This window comes from Micromonospora sp. NPDC047187, assembly GCF_040643355.1.
GTDB classification, from domain to species: Bacteria; Actinomycetota; Actinomycetes; order Mycobacteriales; family Micromonosporaceae; genus Micromonospora; species Micromonospora salmantinae.
Window position 1 is genome coordinate 487,698 of sequence record NZ_JBEYUF010000001.1, and the last position, 14,538, is coordinate 502,235.

Genomic DNA, 14,538 nt, shown 5'->3' on the forward strand with positions numbered 1-14,538 from the left:
TACCCCCGTCGTCAGCGCGTCGCGGCGGCGAACTGGCCGGGCTGGCGGCCCGATCCGGCCGGACCCCGGTACGCCTGCGCGATGTCCAGCCAGTGCTCGGCGTCCGGGCCGACCGCGCTCAGCCGCAGGTCGTCGCGGTGCCGTCGGCGGGTCACCAGCAGGCAGAAGTCGACAGCCGGGCCGCTGATCCGCTGGTCCGCGTCCGGCGGGCCGAACGTCCAGGTGGCGCCGGACGGGGCGGTGAGGGTGTAGCCGAACTCCACGTCCGGAACGTCCTCCTCGCGGGCCAGGTAACCGAAGTCCCAGGTGCGTGCGGCGAACCCGCACAGGTGCCGGATCCGGTCGGTGTGCCGGCGCTCGACGCCGAGTGCGTCGGCGACGTCCTGCCCGTGGCCGAACAGCTCCATCATGCCGGCGCCCGCCAGGATGGCGGCCGGCATCGGACGGACCAGCCACGGCACGATGTCGGTCGGCGCGTGCGCCGCCAACGCCTTCTCCGCTGTCGACCGCTCCTCCTGCCACTTGGCGAACAGCGCCGGCGGTGGGGCGGCGAGGTACGGGGCCATCGCGGCGGCGACGTTGGACTCGAAGCTGCCGCTCATGGAGGAGAGGAACCGGCTGAACGTGTCCGGGTCGGACGCCGAGAGCCCCGCCAGGCGAAACACCGCGGAGAGGTGGGCCACCTGGTGGGCGACCGTCCAGCCGACGGCGGGCGTCGCGGTGCGCCAACCGGCGTCGTCCAGGTCGGCGATCAGCGTGTCGAACGCATCGCCCTCGCTGACCAGATCGGCGAACACATCGGGCTGTGCTGACATGTGGTTCTTCCTTCCGCTACAGGGCTCGTGTCGTGCCGCGGAAGGGGACACCGGTGTTCCCGCGGCCGGACGGCTGGTGCGCGGTGCGCGCCTGTGGAGCAGGTCGGATCAATCATTGGACGGTCACCCCCGCGCCGTCGTCTCGCTACGTGCGCGACCTGCGCGGATCCGCCACTGAACGCACTCTCGGAGATGTCCGTCCGGTGGCCGATCGGCCAACCTAATCCCTATGAGCGACCCCACAACGATGAGCCCGCGCGAGCTCGCGGTGTTCGTCAAGCAGACCCCCAACGGCGAGCTGCGCCGGCTGATGCACGGCCCGCGGCGGACGGACGTCATCGACGAGATCTTCACCAACATGCCCCAGGTGTTTCGCGCCGATCGTGCCGGCGCGCTCACCGCCGTGATCCACTGGCGGATCGGCGACCGGCCCGACGGCGGCGTCGACGTCTACGAGATGGTCATCGCCGACGGTGCCTGCGTCAGCACACCGGGCAACGGTCGACACCCCGATCTCACGCTCTCGCTGGGTGGGGTGGACTTCCTCAACCTCGTCACTGGCAACGCGCACGCGGTGGCGCTGGTGATGCGCGGTCGCCTCAAGACCAAGGGCGACCTGGCCCTGACCGCGAAGTTCCCCACCCTGTTCGATCCGCCAAGAGGCTGACCGGCCGGCCAAGAACGACGCCGATGACTCTCGCAGTCATCGGCGTCGTTCGGTTTGGGGTGCCGGTCGGGTCAGGCGACGCGGTCGCGCGGGCAGTTCTGGTAGACGGCGAGCAGCCACTCGCCGTCGCGGTTGACGAGAATCCAGGACGCGCGGATGGCCGCCCGGTCGGGAAGCGTCGTCTCGCCGGCCGGGATGACACCACCCTCCGTGATCAGCGCGACCGCACCCGGGGCCAGCGCCTTGATCTCCACCGGCGTGCCGGTGACCCGGGTGCCCTTGAACGGGCCGCCGAACGCTGTCGACATGAAATCGCGAATGTTGTCCTTGCCCTGGCGGTAGACACCCGGTAGCAACATCGACCCGTCGTCGACGAAGATGTCCGCGAACGCCTGCGCGTCCTGAGCCGCCCACGCTTTGACCAGGCGGCCGGGTACCGCCGCTATGGCCACTTGGTCGGCGCCGGAGATGCCAGTCACCAACGGTGCGGAAGAACTGGTGGTCATCGCTGGTCCTCGATTCTTGGATGGTGGCGAGGAGGTCGGTCGGTGTTGCATCCCGACGTTGCCGAGGCTAGTGCTGGCAGGGGCCGTTCCGTTCTCCTGGAGTGCGCGTTGGTCGCGTCCAACTCGGCATTCTCAAAGAAGACTGCGCACCGCTGTTAGCGGCATGCTCGGATGGCCACGACAACCACGGTTGAATCCGATCGGGGGCTTCGACAGGAGGACAGCCCGTGTCCGGGCATTGTCGCGTGATCTCTGGCCTCGTCGTGGACGACGACAACCACAGCGCTCCACCCGGTCAGCCCGCGCCTGGGCTGCTCACCGCACGCCGCGGCGGCTCACGCCCTTTCCGCGGCGGCTCACGCCCTGATCGCGGCGGCTCACGCCCGGTCCGCGGTGGCCTCCGCGCGAGCGGGGTGCTCGGACGAGCCCTTGCCGAGCCACTGGTTTACGTAGTGCTCGCGCGCCATCCGGTGCACAGCGGTCAGGGCGACCTCCAGCAGCACCGCTCGAACCACCGCGGCCGCCCGATCGACGTCCGCGTGGTCGGCGGGCAGCAGGGCCATCTCCTGTGCCACGAGCTGCTCGGTCATCGCCGCGTACGGTGCGAAGAACTGGATGCTGCAGTCGCAGCCGAGCCGGCGCAGCGCGGTGACGACCTGCGCGAGCTGGGCGCGCCCGGCCGCGTCGGGGTGCACCGCCCAGCCCAGCTCGTCGATGAACTGGTCGACGTCGGCGGTGGCGTCGGACAGATTGGCGGCTCCGCCGCTGAGTGAGTGCGCCACCTCGTAGAGCCCGGCCAGGGGAAGCTGGCGGTCCTCGATGCTCGCGAGCAGTTGCCGGACGGTCGACAGGTCGAGCTTCCCGACGTGGGTGAGCGCACGGATGAGTTGCAGGCGGCGCAGATGACGGTCGTCGTAGTCGGCCTGGTTGCGACCGGTGGGTCTACCAGGGGGAAGGAGCCGTTCCCGGAGGTAGTACTTGATTGTGGCGACGGGTAGGCCCGTCTCTTTGCTCAGATAGGAAATGCGCATCGGTTCCCCCAGGTAAACCCGTCATGTCGACCACTCTTCGATGAGCCGGTGTCGTTGAATCACGACCGCGTGCCCGTGCACACCGGAAGCGGGGCACGGGCACGGGTGGGTGATTCCGGTCAGGCGGCCGGACGGTCGACCGACCGGGCCGGAAAGCGTGCGGAGAGGATGGTGGCTGCCCGAGCCTTCTCCTGGGCGGCCACGACGCTGAGCGCCACCTTGCGTGCGTCGAGGAGAGCGAGCAGGACCGGCGGGTCCAGGGCCGTCACGGGCTGTAGATCGACATCCACCGTGAGCACGGTGTCGTGGGCGATGGCGAGTGGCCCGTGGGTGGCGACGAAGACGGGACGACTGTGCGGGTCGGTGGCGATCTCCGTGGGATCGCCGGTGACCGACTGGGACAGCAGGTACCAGGTGCCCGGCGGCACGCCGGTGAAGTGGAACAACCCGGGACCGGACAGGATGGTGCATCGGATCGGCCGGCCCTCGGGTATGCGGTCCGGGAAGAGACCGATGAACACGAGGCCCGGGCTGGCCTGGCTGGACGCGTGGACCTGGCCATGGATGCTGGCCTTCGATGGTGTGCCTGCGGCCGGCGTCGGCGCCACCGGAATGTGCGGGGCGTACCCGGCCAGCTTGCGGTACGCCGTCGGTGACATTCCAACGCTCTTGCTGAAACGGGAGCTGAACGTTCCGACACTGTTGTAGCCAACTCGCACGCTGATGTGTGCGACGTTGAGCGACGTCGAGACCAGCAGATCCTTGGCGCGTTGCAACCGGAGTGCCGACAGGAAACGACCTGGCGACACTCCGGTTGCGCGCTGGAATATCCTGGTGAAGTGGAATTTGCTGAACATCGCCGCTCGGGCCATGTCGCTTACGGTAATTTGCTCGCTGAGGTTCTCGCGCATTGTCTCAATTGCGCGCTTCGCTGCTTCCTCAACCGCGTCCCCCACGATTCCTCCCCAGCAATTCGTGAGAACAGCTTGCCGGTCTCACCAAAGACGTAAATCAATTTCTGAGATACGCCTCTCGGTCACCGCCGGTGTCCGGTTGGTGATCCACCGAGATCCATGTCGACGTTAGTCGATCCCGCCCTCGGCCGCAACACTGCAGATTTGCTTGGATACGGAGCGCAATCGTGGAGTAGGGGCGGCTCCGTGGTAGATAGTGATAGTCTCTAATACACGTCCAGGAGTCGAGACATCTCAAAGGGTGCGTAAAGTTCAATCTTCCGCATTGTCAATGTTCGCCCGGAGCATCAACCCGCCGGAGCGGCGACGGCGGGCGCCGTGGCTGGGGCGGGCAACGTGCCGTTGTAGCTGACCGGAACCCCTCGCGCCTGGGCCGCGGCGACGATTCCCGGCATCGCCCGCTCGGCCAGCGCCGCGATCGTCAGGGCCGGGTTGACGGTGAGGGCGCCGGGCACCGCCGAGCCGTCGGTGACGAAGATGCCCGGGTGGTCACGCAATTCGTGCCGGTCGTCGAGGGCCGAGGTCGCCGGGTCGTCGCCGATTCGGCAGGAGGCGAGTGGATGCACCGTGTACGCGCCGACCAGGTCGTTGGTCCAGGGGGCGACCCGGGCCAGCCCGTCCCGTTCGAGAATGTCCTTTACCTCGGCGTCGGACAGCGACCATCCGCGCCACGTGTTCTTCGTCGGTTCGTAGCGCAGCGAGCCCACCCCGAGCATCTGCTGCGACAGCCGATGCGCGTTGCCGGTCTCCGGTGGCGGCCCGAAGATCCCCTCGTTGTCGTCCTCCGACATCGTGAAGATCGTCAACCACGACTGCCACTGACGCAGCATCTCCTTCTTCTCCAGGCCGAACCAGCTCGGCCCGGTCGCGCCCGGAACCTGCGCCAGAATCGTGCCGAGACCGGGCGGGAAGTAGAGCTGCTCCAAGGAGAAACGCTCGTATTCGGGAAGTGAGCCGTCGAGCTTATCCCAGGAAGCGACAGTGGGGCCGCGTCCGATCTGATAAGCGGAGTACGCGCGTCCGTCGGGTCGGCTCAGGCCGAGCACGTCGCGTACCTTTTCTTCGTCGAAAATAGCGGTATTCAGCCTTTCGCCGTTACCCGAGAAATACCGACCAACTGCGTGTGGCATTTTCCCGAGGTGTGGCTCCGAACGTTGCAGAATGACTGGAGTGGCACCGGATCCGGCGGCGACGACGACAATCTTCGCGTCGATCTCGCCGGATTCGTGCAGAATTCTGTAGTCCTCCCCGTCGACAATCCGGTAATGGACGCGATAGCCACCGTCGGAATTTCGGGACAGATGCTGCACCTCGTGCAGCGGGCGGATTTCGGCACCGTGGTCGAGAGCTGCCGGTAGATAGTTGAGCAACAGCGAGCGCTTGGCGTCGAACCGGCAGCCGGCCATCATCCAGTTGCAGTTCGTGCAGAGATCCACGTCGATCGCCGCCGGCGCCGGGTTGGCGGTCCGTCCGGCGTGCCGGCACGCCGCCCCCCAGAGCCCGCCGGCATAGGGGATGCGGTCCCAGGTCTGCTGGGTGATCGGCAGCGCCTCCGCGACCCGGTCGTACCACGGGTCTAGCGTGTCGCGGTTGATCGCCGCCGGCCACATCCGGCGGCCGATGCTGCCCTGCCGGTCGAAGACGAACCGGGGCGCCCGTGGCATGGTCGCGAAGTAGACGACACTGCCGCCACCCACGCAGTTGCCGCCCAGGATGCTCATCCCGTCGCCCACGACGAAGTCGAAGATCCGGGTGTACGACTTACCGAGTTCGAAGTCGTGGTCGAACTCGTCCGCGCGCAGCCAGGGCCCGCGCTCCAACACCACCACCGAGGCGCCGCCGGCGGCGAGGTGATAGGCAGCGATCGCGCCGCCGAACCCGCTGCCGATGACGAGGATGTCGGTCGATTCCGTTGCGGTCATGCGGGGCTCCCCGTCGCTGTCGTTTGTGGATGGTGGTCGGCGAGCTGCCGTCCGTAGCTGAACTCCGGAAACCGGTAGATGCCGTCGGCGTTCGGTTGGGAATAGCCGATGGTGAGAAGCCCTGGATGGCCGCTCGCGAAGGCCGTCGGCGTGCTCATGTGGGCCGCGCTGTCAAAGGCCATGTTGCAGAAGAGGGCAAGGCTCACCCACATCTGCTTCTCGGGATGGCCGGGGTCGGTAAGGATGCGCACCAGCGCGGTGCGGTGGTCGAAGGGCAGTGCCACGAACGACGGCACCGACGCATCGAGGCTGAGCCCGGTTTCGTGCGCGTAATCGTCGGCGTGCTCGTTCAGGGTCACCGCGAGGGAATCGAGCGCTTCGGCCAGACCGCCCGCGGGCAGCTCCAGTAGTGCGAGCGCGCCGGCCGCGACCGCGCCGGCGCCGGTTGCGGCGCCCGCGATCGCGCGATCGCCCGGCCAGCGTTTCTCTCCTGGAATGATCGTGTCGGCAAAAGCCTCGATCGTGATGGTCTTGTCTGGAACTTCCACGAAATGCCTCCAGGCCGCAGATTCATCGCTGCGGACATTGTGTTCCCGCCGCGATCCGTGCCGTTCTTCCGTCGTGCCGTCGGCCGACCGCGCACGCCTGAAGACGAACCGCCGGGGCACCCGCGCGCACGATGGAACAAAACTTGGGAGGTACGAGCGACATGCCGATGCTGGGTGCGATCCGCCGGATGGCGCTGACGCCGTCGCTGACCGACGTCACGTTCGAAGGCCGGGGCTTCCCGGTCAGGCCGAGCCCGACAACCGAGCGTCTGGAAGCGATCCCACAGGCGGTGATCTGCGGCTTCGAGTGGGGTATCGAGGCGCGTGACCAGTGGGAACTGGAGCGACGCCTGGAGCTGGTCGATCAGGAGCAGCGCGGCTTCGCCTACGAGGGCGCCACCATGGCACTGACGGTCCGCGACGTCATGCCGGGCGGGCGGCGCCACCAGGCCCGGGACCTGCTGAGCGGCCCCGGCCTGCCACACACCTTCCTGACCTACATCGGGATCGGCTTCGCGATGGCCCGGCTGCCCCGTCCACTGTGGAAAAACGTGCTGCCGGACCTGACCGGCACCCCCTACTACCCGACCATGAGCTGGTTGGCTGTCGACGGCTACGGCTTCGACCGCGCCTACTTCGAGACCGACCGGTGGGTGGGGCAGCAGCGCAGGCTGGCGCCGTACCCGTGGCTCGGCCGCGCCGACTACTTCCCGCGCGCCGTCGACCAGGGAATCGGTCGTGCGCTGTGGTTCATTCACGGCGGCGAACCCGCCGACGTCACGGCGGCCGTCGAACGGTTCGCCCCGGAGCGGCGGGCCGACCTGTGGAGCGGGGTCGGTCTGGCCGCGACGTTCGCCGGCGGCACCACACCCGAAGGGCTGCGGCACCTCCGCACCGCCGCCGGTGCGCACCGCGACCACCTCGGGCAGGGCTCGGTCTTCGCCGCGAAGGCGCGTACCTTCGCCGGCTACCTGCCCGAACACAGCGAGGCGGGTGTCACCATCCTCGCCGGCCTGCCCGCCGAGAAGGCCGCGGCACTGGCCGACGAGGTCGCGGCCGTGGGTTTCGCCGACACCGAGGAACCCGACTACGAGGTGTGGCGCCACCGGATCCGGGCCCGCCTCGCCGCCATTCACGATGAGGACAGGAGGGTTCGATGAGCGTTTGGCGCAGCCTGCGACGCAGGGTGCTGACCCCCGACGTCGCGGCCACCAGGATGGACGTCCGCGGCTTCCATGTGAAGTCCGCCGCCGGGCGGGAGCGGTTGGAGACCGTCGGCCGCACATTCCTCGCCGGGTACGCGTTCGCGGCCGAGGCGAAGCGGCCCACGGATGCCGAACCGTCGCTGGAACAGGTGCCGACCGGCTATCGCGGCTTCGCCTACGAGGGCGCCGCGATGGCCCTGGCGATGCGCGACGGGTTGCCCGGCGGCGGGACCCGGCACGTCGCCGACTTCCTCGACGGGCGGGCCCGACACCACGTCTACATGGTCTACGTCGGGGTGGGCTGGGCGATGGCCCGACTTCCCCGTTTCCGCTGGTCCACCCTGTACGCCCCGGACCCGCTGCTGCGCTGGCTGGTCCTCGACGGGTACGGGTTCCACCAGGCCTACTTCGTCACCAAACGCTACGTGCACCAGCAGTTCCGCGACGAACGCTTCCCGTGGCCGGGCCACCCGTACGCCAACAACGCCATCGACCAGGGCATCGGCCGGGCGTCGTGGTTCGTCGGTGGCACCGATCCCGAGACGGTGGCCGGCCTGCTCAACCGCTTCCCGGTGGCGCGGCGACCCGACCTGTGGGCGGGCACCGGCCTCGCCGCGGGGTACGCGGGCGGCGCGTCGGACACCGAGCTGCGCCGGTTGCGGGACCTGGCCGGCCCGTACCGCCCCCAGCTCATGCAGGGTGTCGCCTTCGCGGCGGCGTCCCGGGTCAAGGCCGACCTCGTGCAGCCTCACACCGAGCTGGCGACCGAGCTGCTCTGCGGCATGTCGCCGGCCAGCGCCTCGAAGGTCACCGACGAGGCGCTTGTCGACCTGCCCGCTGACGGGCAGACCCCGGCGTTCGCGGTCTGGCGCGAGCGCATCGCCGCGGCCATGGTCGCCAACTTCGGCAGTTGACCGGCGGCAAGGGGCCCCGCCGTCCGGCGGGGCCCCTTCTGCTTGTGACGTGCAGCCGCCGGTCACCTACTCAGCCGGTGGCCTTGTGGACTGGTCACCGGCGCCGCCGGAATGATCACGGACGCGGGTCGGGCGTGTCGGGCGCGGCCTGGTAGGGCCGGCGGAGGTACAGCAGTGCCAGCACGACCACCACGGCGAGCCCGTCGACGAAGAGCAGGAAGGCGCTCATCGGGTCGATCGAGTGTTGGTGCGCGGTGAGTGCGTCGGCGGTGGCCTGCCGGACGACCTCGGACGGCGCCGGAGGTGCCACCCCGGTGCCCACGCTGAACCGCAGGCTTCCGGTGGCCTCGCCCCCGTTGGTGAGTGCCATGTGGAAGGCGACCGTCAGGTTGCCCGGACGGGCGACGGTGATCGGCACGGTCACCGTGCGCTCCGGGCCCTGTCGCGCGTCGCCCGACTGGATCGGGTTGCCCGCGTCGTCGAGCACGGCGACGTGGGAGAGCGCCAGGTCCGGCGCGTCGGAGAACGTGAGCGCGACGGCCGCGGGTGCCACCGAGACGGCGGCACCCGCGGCAGGGTCGCTGGTGATCAGACCGCCGTCGGCGGAGGCCGACGACGCGACGCTGGACAGCAGGAGGACGATGAGCAGCAGCGCCCCACCTCGGCGGACCACGTCAGGCCAGCGACGCTACGGGACGTGGCGCGCAGCTGCACCGCATCGCCTCGACCTCGACCCGGCTCGGCCGCAGGTGGTAGTAGACCGCGACCAGCATCGGGATGAAGACGATCGAGTTGTAGAACAGGTGCAATTCGACGCGGGGCATGACGAGCTGCAGGACGCTGGTCGGCACCGCGGCGCCGAAGAGGTTGAAGCCGGCCTGCACCTGGATGAGGAGCAGCAGGTGCTCGATGTGGTGCCAGAACTGGATGGCGAGAGCGATCGTCCACCAGGTGCGGGCCCGACCGACGAAGCCCGGCCGGAGCAGAAAGAGACCGACGAGCATCACGATGGCGTAGCCGTAGTGCAGGTACTCCGAGGTGACCAACCACGGCCAGAACTGTCCGAGCACGCCACGCGACGCGGGCCGGGGCATGTCGAGCACGAAGATCTGGTACGCCTGCACGAGGTGTTCCGCCCAGTGCGCGATCACGATCACCATGAAGCTGTTCAGGGCGGCGCGGTGGTGCCGGCCGTTGAGGGACGCGAGGAAACCCGACCTCGGTGGGGCCGCAACAGCGGACATGGACACTCCATTCGTCAGAGGGCGTGGCCCGGCGTTTACGGTAATCAATGGGTGACGGAAGGATTTCTTTCGACGTGCTCTTGTGCCCCGACCCGGGCCCGGGCGGCCGGCCGATTTTCTGCGGCCACCGCCTGGTGCGCGTGCGGATCGACCCGATACCGCAAGTTCGGAGACGGCCCCGGCCCGTCGATATCGACATCCTTGGGCTTGCGGTCGAAGGGAGAGCGTCGTGGGCATGATCATGATTCGAGGCACCCGCCGGGCCGCGGGGACGGTACGGCACGTCACGCCGGTGCCGATCGCCGTGGCCGAGGGACTGGTTGCCACTGTGTACGAGCACGTCGAACGCGACTTCGGAATGCTCGCCCCGCCGGTTGCCCTGCACTCACCGGCCCCCGAGCCACTCGCCGGGTGCTGGATGATCCTGCGGGAAACGCTTGTCGCGAGGGGTGTCGTCGACCGGGGAACGAAGGAGGCGGTGGCGACCGCCGTCTCCCTCGGCAACGCCTGCCCCTACTGCGTCGACGTGCACAGCTCGACGATGCACGGCCTGGCTCGCGGGCGGGAGTCGGCGCAGATCGCCTCGGGCAACCTCCACCAACTCGTCGATCCGGGCCTTCGGGCGGTCGCGGGCTGGGCACGCGACAGCGGGCACGTCGCCGCGGCGGTCCCGGTGCGGGCCGCGGCGGTCCCCGAGGTGCTGGGCGTGGCGGTGGTGTTCCACTACATCAACCGCATGGTCAACCTGTTCCTCCCGGAGTCGCCGTTCCCGCCGCGGCTGCCCGGCGCCGCACGGACGACGGTCCGGAGGGTGTTCGGGAGGTTGATGGATCTGCGCGGGAGCGGGCCCGAGCCGGGGGCGGCGCTGGCGCTGCTCCCCGCCGCGGCGGCGACAGCGGTGCCGGAGTGGGCCGCCGGCAGTCCGAGCATCGGCGACGCGTTCGCGCGGGCCGGTGCCGCCTTCGACCGCGCGGGCCTGCGTTCGGTGCCCGGCCCGGTGCGGTCGCTGGTCACCGCTCGGCTGGACGCCTGGGACGGGCGGCCTCCCGGGGCCAACCGCGGCTGGTTGAGCGAGGCGGTATCGGCGCTCGCGCCGGCCGACCAACCCGCCGGCCGGTTGGCCCTGCTGGCGGCGTTCGGCTCCTACCAGTCGATCGACGCCGACTTCGACGCGCTTCGGGCGACGGGGGTTGGCGACCGGGAGTTGATCGAGGTCACCTCCTGGGCGGCGATGAAGGCGGCGCTGCGGGTCGGCACGCTCGGAGTGGGGTCGGCGGCGTTACCGGCGTGATGCTAGTGCGACGTCCACACCCTCAACGGAGGTAACCATGGTCGCCGCCCGCGTCGTCTCGTCGGTCGTTCAGCGCCAGGTGAAGTACGTGACGCCTGTCGCACCCACCGCAGCCGACGGTCTGGTGGCCGAGGTCTACCGGCAGGCCACCGACGAGATGCGCCTGGTCGTACCGCCGCTGCTGCTGCACTCGCCGGCCCCCCGGACACTCGCCGCCTACTGGATGCTGATGCGCGAGCCGCTGATGACCGGTGGCGCCGTCGACCGGCTGGCCAAGGAGGCGGTGGCGTCGGCGGTGTCGGTTGCCAACATCTGCCCCTACTGCGTCGACATGCACAGCACCGGCATGTACGACCTGTCGACCGAGCACGACGCCGAGGCGATCGTCGCCGACCGGGTCGAGGACGTCGTGGATCCGCGGGTGCGTACGCTCGCCGGCTGGGCGCGGGCCGCCCACCAGCCGGCGGCTTTCCCGGCGTTCGACCTGACGCTCACCCCGGCGGAGCGCGCCGAGTTGGTGGGCGTCGTGGTGGGGTTCCACTACCTGAGCCGCATGGTCAACGTCTTCCTGTCGAGTTTCCTGCTGCCACCGCAGCTCGGCTCCCGGGCCAAGCGGAGGATGAAGCGCGGCGTCAGCCGGTTGCTGCACCCCATCCTGCGCGAGGAGCACCCGGCCGGTCGCTCACTGTCCCTGCTACCCGCGGCCGACCTGCCGCCGGAGGCGGGCTGGGCGCTGGGCAGCGCGTCGGTGGCGGACGCGGTGGCTCGCGCCAACGCGGCCTTCACCGCTGCCGGGGAGCGGTCGGTTCCTCCGCGGGTGCGCGCGCTCGTCGCCGCGCATCTCGACGCCTGGCAGGGTGCCGACACCGGCCTGAGTCGTGAGTGGTGCGAGCGGGCGATCGCCGACCTGCCGGAGCCCGACCGGTCCGCGGGCCGGCTCGCCCTGCTGGCGGCCTTCGCGTCGTATCAGGTCGACGAGGAGACCGTCGCGGAGTTCCAGGCCTGGCACGAGGGCGACGCCGTGTTGGTCGAGACGGTCGCCTGGGCCAGCTTCGCCACCGCGCTGGCGGTCGGCAGCCGACACCTTCGGTAGTCGGCCGGAGATCACAATTATCACCCGGGGCGGTGCCCCGAGAATATTGACGTATGTCCGGGTATTGGGCGCACCGCACGAACGAAGAAGCCCCCAGCACAGACGAAGAAGACATCGTTAAAGGCCCCTGCGACGCTCTATCCAGCGTGTTCACCGAAATCGGTGAGTCGGGATGTGTGGTGATAGTCCGTCGCCAAACTCCCTGTTCGAAGGGGTCGGAACTGGAAACTCGCGCTCGCGGCTATCGGTGCTGATGCCCGTTCCGTGGAGCCGTCCAGGAATCGGTGAAATGCCATTACCAAACCGATGGTAATGGGATTCCCGGCCCCGTACCCGTCCGTCACAATCGGAGGTCAAGTAGATGTCGCAGAAGGGTTCATGGCTGCATCGGCGGCTACCCGCAATCGTGGCGCTGGCCCTGGTCGCCCTGCTCTTCCAACTGGGGCGGTTGCCCTCCGCCTCGGCATCCGAGCTGGCGCGGACCGCGAGCGGGTTCGCGTTCCAGCCGGCCTCGATCGCGATGCCGGGGGGCTACCCGCAGCAGACCGTCCGCAAGGTCAACCAGAAGTACCAGGACATCAACGCGTGGATCTCGTCGGTCGGCTCGGGCGTCGCGATGAACGATCTCGACGGGGACGGGCTGCCCAACGACCTGTGCATCACCGATCCCCGTATCGACCAGGTGGTGGTCACCCCCGTGCCCCGCCCCGGCACCCCCCGCTACGCGCCGTTCGCGCTCAATCCGGCGCCGCTGCCGATGAGCGACACGATGGCGCCAATGGGGTGCGTCCCCGGCGACTTCAACGAGGACGGTCGCACCGACGTGCTGGTCTACCTCTGGGGACGTACGCCGATCCTCTACCTCGCCAAGGCCGGCGCGGTCGGCCTGACGATGGACACCTTCCGGCCGGTCGAGGTGTTGCCCCAGTCGCCCGGTGACCGCTACGACGGCCCGCAGTGGAACACCAACACCGTCGCGGTCGACGACTTCGACGGTGACGGCCACGTCGACATCTTTGTCGGCAACTACTTCCCGCACGGCCCGGTCCTCGACGACACCAAGAAGGACGGTGTCGCGATGAACCATTCGATGTCGCAGGCGTTCAACGGCGGCGAGGACTACTTCTTCCGGTGCACCGGCGCCACCGCCGGCGCCGAGCCGACGGCAACCTTCGAACTGGTCAGCGACGTTCTTCCGCGCGCCGTGTCGAAGGGCTGGGCCCTCGCTGCGGCCGCCAACGACGTCGACGGGGACCTTCTGCCGGAGCTCTACGTGGCCCACGACTTCGGCCCCGACCGGATGCTCTACAACAGGTCGACCCCCGGCAAGATCGAGTTCGCTCCGGTCAAGGCCGTCCGTGACCCGCTCGTCCCCAAGTCGAAGCGGGTGGGCGCCGACTCGTTCAAGGGCATGGGCGTCGACTTCGGCGACCTGGACGGCGACGGCCTCTACGACATGTACGTCAGCAACATCGCTACCACGTTCGGCCTGGAGGAGAGCCACTTCGCCTTCGTCAATTCCGCGAAGGACCACAAGGACCTTCGCACCCACCTCGACGACGGCACCGCCCCGTTCAAGGACGAGAGCGCGCCGCTCGGGCTCGCCTGGTCCGGCTGGGGCTGGGACGTGAAGATGGCGGACTTCAACAACAGCGGCGACCTGGTCGTGGCGCAGACGACCGGCTTCGTCAAGGGCGAGGTCAACAGGTGGCCGCAGCTGCAGGAACTCGCGATGTCCAATGACAACCTGCTCACCAACACCACCTGGTGGCCGCACGTGCGCCCCGGTGACGACATCGGCGGCAGTCAGCGGTTGCACTTCTTCGTCAAGTCCGACGGTGGCCGCTACGTGGACATCGCGCCGCGGTTGGGCCTCGACGCGCCGGTGCCGACTCGCGGCATCGCGACCGGCGACGCCGACGGCGACGGACGCCTCGACTTCGCGGTCGCCCGGCAGTGGGACGAGCCGGTCTTCTACCACAACCAGAGCCCGAACCCCGGTGCCTTCCTCGGCCTCCGCCTGACCCATCCCGCCCCGGCCGGCGCGACGGCCGCGACCGGGACCGCTGGTTCGCCAGTCGTCGGCGCCCAGGTCAAGGTCACGACCGCGGACGGTCGGGTGCTGCTCGGCCGTGTCGACGGTGGCAGCGGCCACTCCGGCAAGCGCAGCAGCGAGGTCCACATCGGACTTGGCAAGAACGTGACCGGCCCGGTGCGGGTCGAGCTGAACTGGCGTGATCGCACCGGTCAGCCGCATCAACAGGAGCTTTCGATGACCCCGGGCTGGCACTCGCTCGAGCTCGGCGCCCAGGCCCAGGAGAGGTGAGC

General features: G+C 69.2%; 14 protein-coding genes. 6 read left to right on the plus strand and 8 right to left on the minus strand.

Annotation, left to right across the window (positions count from 1 at the left end; all coding sequences use genetic code 11):
• Window positions 1-11 precede the first annotated feature (11 nt).
• Entirely contained in the window at window positions 12-815 is an 804-nt protein-coding gene (locus tag ABZ794_RS02040) for a TIGR03084 family metal-binding protein (protein WP_210780587.1), read from the minus strand.
• A gap of 229 nt (window positions 816-1,044) precedes the next feature.
• Between ABZ794_RS02040 and ABZ794_RS02045 the strand changes: the two genes are divergently transcribed.
• Entirely contained in the window at window positions 1,045-1,482 is a 438-nt protein-coding gene (locus ABZ794_RS02045; protein ID WP_210780586.1) for an SCP2 sterol-binding domain-containing protein, read from the plus strand.
• 71 nt (window positions 1,483-1,553) lie between these two features.
• On the opposite strand, the gene ABZ794_RS02050 is transcribed toward ABZ794_RS02045, so the two are convergent.
• The 5 genes from ABZ794_RS02050 to ABZ794_RS02070 all read right to left on the minus strand — a co-directional run bounded on the left by ABZ794_RS02050 (window position 1,554) and on the right by ABZ794_RS02070 (window position 6,463).
• The gene (locus ABZ794_RS02050) at window positions 1,554-1,988 is read right to left on the minus strand and encodes an SgcJ/EcaC family oxidoreductase (RefSeq protein ID WP_210780585.1); all 435 of its coding nucleotides are present in this window, start codon (window positions 1,986-1,988) and stop codon (window positions 1,554-1,556) included.
• Between the two features lie 377 nt (window positions 1,989-2,365).
• Window positions 2,366-3,019, minus strand: coding sequence for a MerR family transcriptional regulator (locus ABZ794_RS02055; protein WP_210780584.1), 654 nt, complete (start codon window positions 3,017-3,019; stop codon window positions 2,366-2,368).
• Between the two features lie 119 nt (window positions 3,020-3,138).
• The gene (locus ABZ794_RS02060; protein WP_210780583.1) at window positions 3,139-3,975 is read right to left on the minus strand and encodes an AraC family transcriptional regulator; all 837 of its coding nucleotides are present in this window, start codon (window positions 3,973-3,975) and stop codon (window positions 3,139-3,141) included.
• A gap of 305 nt (window positions 3,976-4,280) precedes the next feature.
• Entirely contained in the window at window positions 4,281-5,915 is a 1,635-nt protein-coding gene (locus tag ABZ794_RS02065) for a GMC family oxidoreductase (RefSeq protein ID WP_210780582.1), read from the minus strand.
• Window positions 5,912-6,463, minus strand: a complete 552-nt coding sequence (locus ABZ794_RS02070; protein WP_238688393.1) for a DUF5987 family protein — start codon at window positions 6,461-6,463, stop codon at window positions 5,912-5,914. Before ABZ794_RS02070 ends, ABZ794_RS02065 begins: the two co-directional genes overlap by 4 nt.
• A gap of 161 nt (window positions 6,464-6,624) precedes the next feature.
• Between ABZ794_RS02070 and ABZ794_RS02075 the strand changes: the two genes are divergently transcribed.
• Window positions 6,625-7,623, plus strand: a complete 999-nt coding sequence (locus ABZ794_RS02075; RefSeq protein WP_210780581.1) for a DUF1702 family protein — start codon at window positions 6,625-6,627, stop codon at window positions 7,621-7,623.
• Complete coding sequence (locus tag ABZ794_RS02080; RefSeq protein ID WP_210780580.1) at window positions 7,620-8,582, plus strand: DUF1702 family protein; 963 nt, start codon at window positions 7,620-7,622, stop codon at window positions 8,580-8,582. Before ABZ794_RS02075 ends, ABZ794_RS02080 begins: the two co-directional genes overlap by 4 nt.
• 115 nt (window positions 8,583-8,697) lie before the next feature.
• Here ABZ794_RS02080 and ABZ794_RS02085 read toward each other — a convergent pair whose 3' ends face one another.
• On the minus strand, window positions 8,698-9,255 hold the full coding sequence (locus tag ABZ794_RS02085; protein ID WP_210780579.1) for a copper resistance protein CopC: 558 nt from the start codon (window positions 9,253-9,255) through the stop codon (window positions 8,698-8,700).
• A 1-nt stretch (window position 9,256) separates the two neighbouring features.
• Complete coding sequence (locus tag ABZ794_RS02090) at window positions 9,257-9,826, minus strand: hypothetical protein (protein ID WP_210780578.1); 570 nt, start codon at window positions 9,824-9,826, stop codon at window positions 9,257-9,259.
• Between the two features lie 235 nt (window positions 9,827-10,061).
• Here ABZ794_RS02090 and ABZ794_RS02095 point away from each other — a divergent pair, with 235 nt between their 5' ends.
• The 3 genes from ABZ794_RS02095 to ABZ794_RS02105 all read left to right on the plus strand — a co-directional run bounded on the left by ABZ794_RS02095 (window position 10,062) and on the right by ABZ794_RS02105 (window position 14,536).
• Window positions 10,062-11,117 (plus strand): carboxymuconolactone decarboxylase family protein, encoded by a 1,056-nt coding sequence (locus ABZ794_RS02095; RefSeq protein WP_210780577.1) that lies wholly within the window; start codon window positions 10,062-10,064, stop codon window positions 11,115-11,117.
• A 37-nt stretch (window positions 11,118-11,154) separates the two neighbouring features.
• Complete coding sequence (locus tag ABZ794_RS02100; protein WP_210780576.1) at window positions 11,155-12,210, plus strand: carboxymuconolactone decarboxylase family protein; 1,056 nt, start codon at window positions 11,155-11,157, stop codon at window positions 12,208-12,210.
• A 361-nt stretch (window positions 12,211-12,571) separates the two neighbouring features.
• A complete protein-coding gene (locus tag ABZ794_RS02105) occupies window positions 12,572-14,536 on the plus strand; it encodes a CRTAC1 family protein (RefSeq protein WP_210780575.1) in 1,965 nt (654 codons plus the stop codon).
• The last annotated feature ends 2 nt before the right edge of the window (window positions 14,537-14,538 follow it).

Coding starts and splice junctions, on each gene's coding strand:
- ABZ794_RS02080 (WP_210780580.1), top strand. CDS start 7,620: ATGAGCGTTTGGCGCAGCCTGCGACGCAGGGTGCTGACCCCCGACGTC.
- ABZ794_RS02075 (WP_210780581.1), top strand. CDS start 6,625: ATGCCGATGCTGGGTGCGATCCGCCGGATGGCGCTGACGCCGTCGCTG.
- ABZ794_RS02100 (WP_210780576.1), top strand. CDS start 11,155: ATGGTCGCCGCCCGCGTCGTCTCGTCGGTCGTTCAGCGCCAGGTGAAG.
- ABZ794_RS02090 (WP_210780578.1), bottom strand. CDS start 9,826: ATGTCCGCTGTTGCGGCCCCACCGAGGTCGGGTTTCCTCGCGTCCCTC.
- ABZ794_RS02050 (WP_210780585.1), bottom strand. CDS start 1,988: ATGACCACCAGTTCTTCCGCACCGTTGGTGACTGGCATCTCCGGCGCC.
- ABZ794_RS02040 (WP_210780587.1), bottom strand. CDS start 815: ATGTCAGCACAGCCCGATGTGTTCGCCGATCTGGTCAGCGAGGGCGAT.
- ABZ794_RS02045 (WP_210780586.1), top strand. CDS start 1,045: ATGAGCGACCCCACAACGATGAGCCCGCGCGAGCTCGCGGTGTTCGTC.
- ABZ794_RS02055 (WP_210780584.1), bottom strand. CDS start 3,019: ATGCGCATTTCCTATCTGAGCAAAGAGACGGGCCTACCCGTCGCCACA.
- ABZ794_RS02095 (WP_210780577.1), top strand. CDS start 10,062: ATGATCATGATTCGAGGCACCCGCCGGGCCGCGGGGACGGTACGGCAC.
- ABZ794_RS02065 (WP_210780582.1), bottom strand. CDS start 5,915: ATGACCGCAACGGAATCGACCGACATCCTCGTCATCGGCAGCGGGTTC.
- ABZ794_RS02105 (WP_210780575.1), top strand. CDS start 12,572: ATGTCGCAGAAGGGTTCATGGCTGCATCGGCGGCTACCCGCAATCGTG.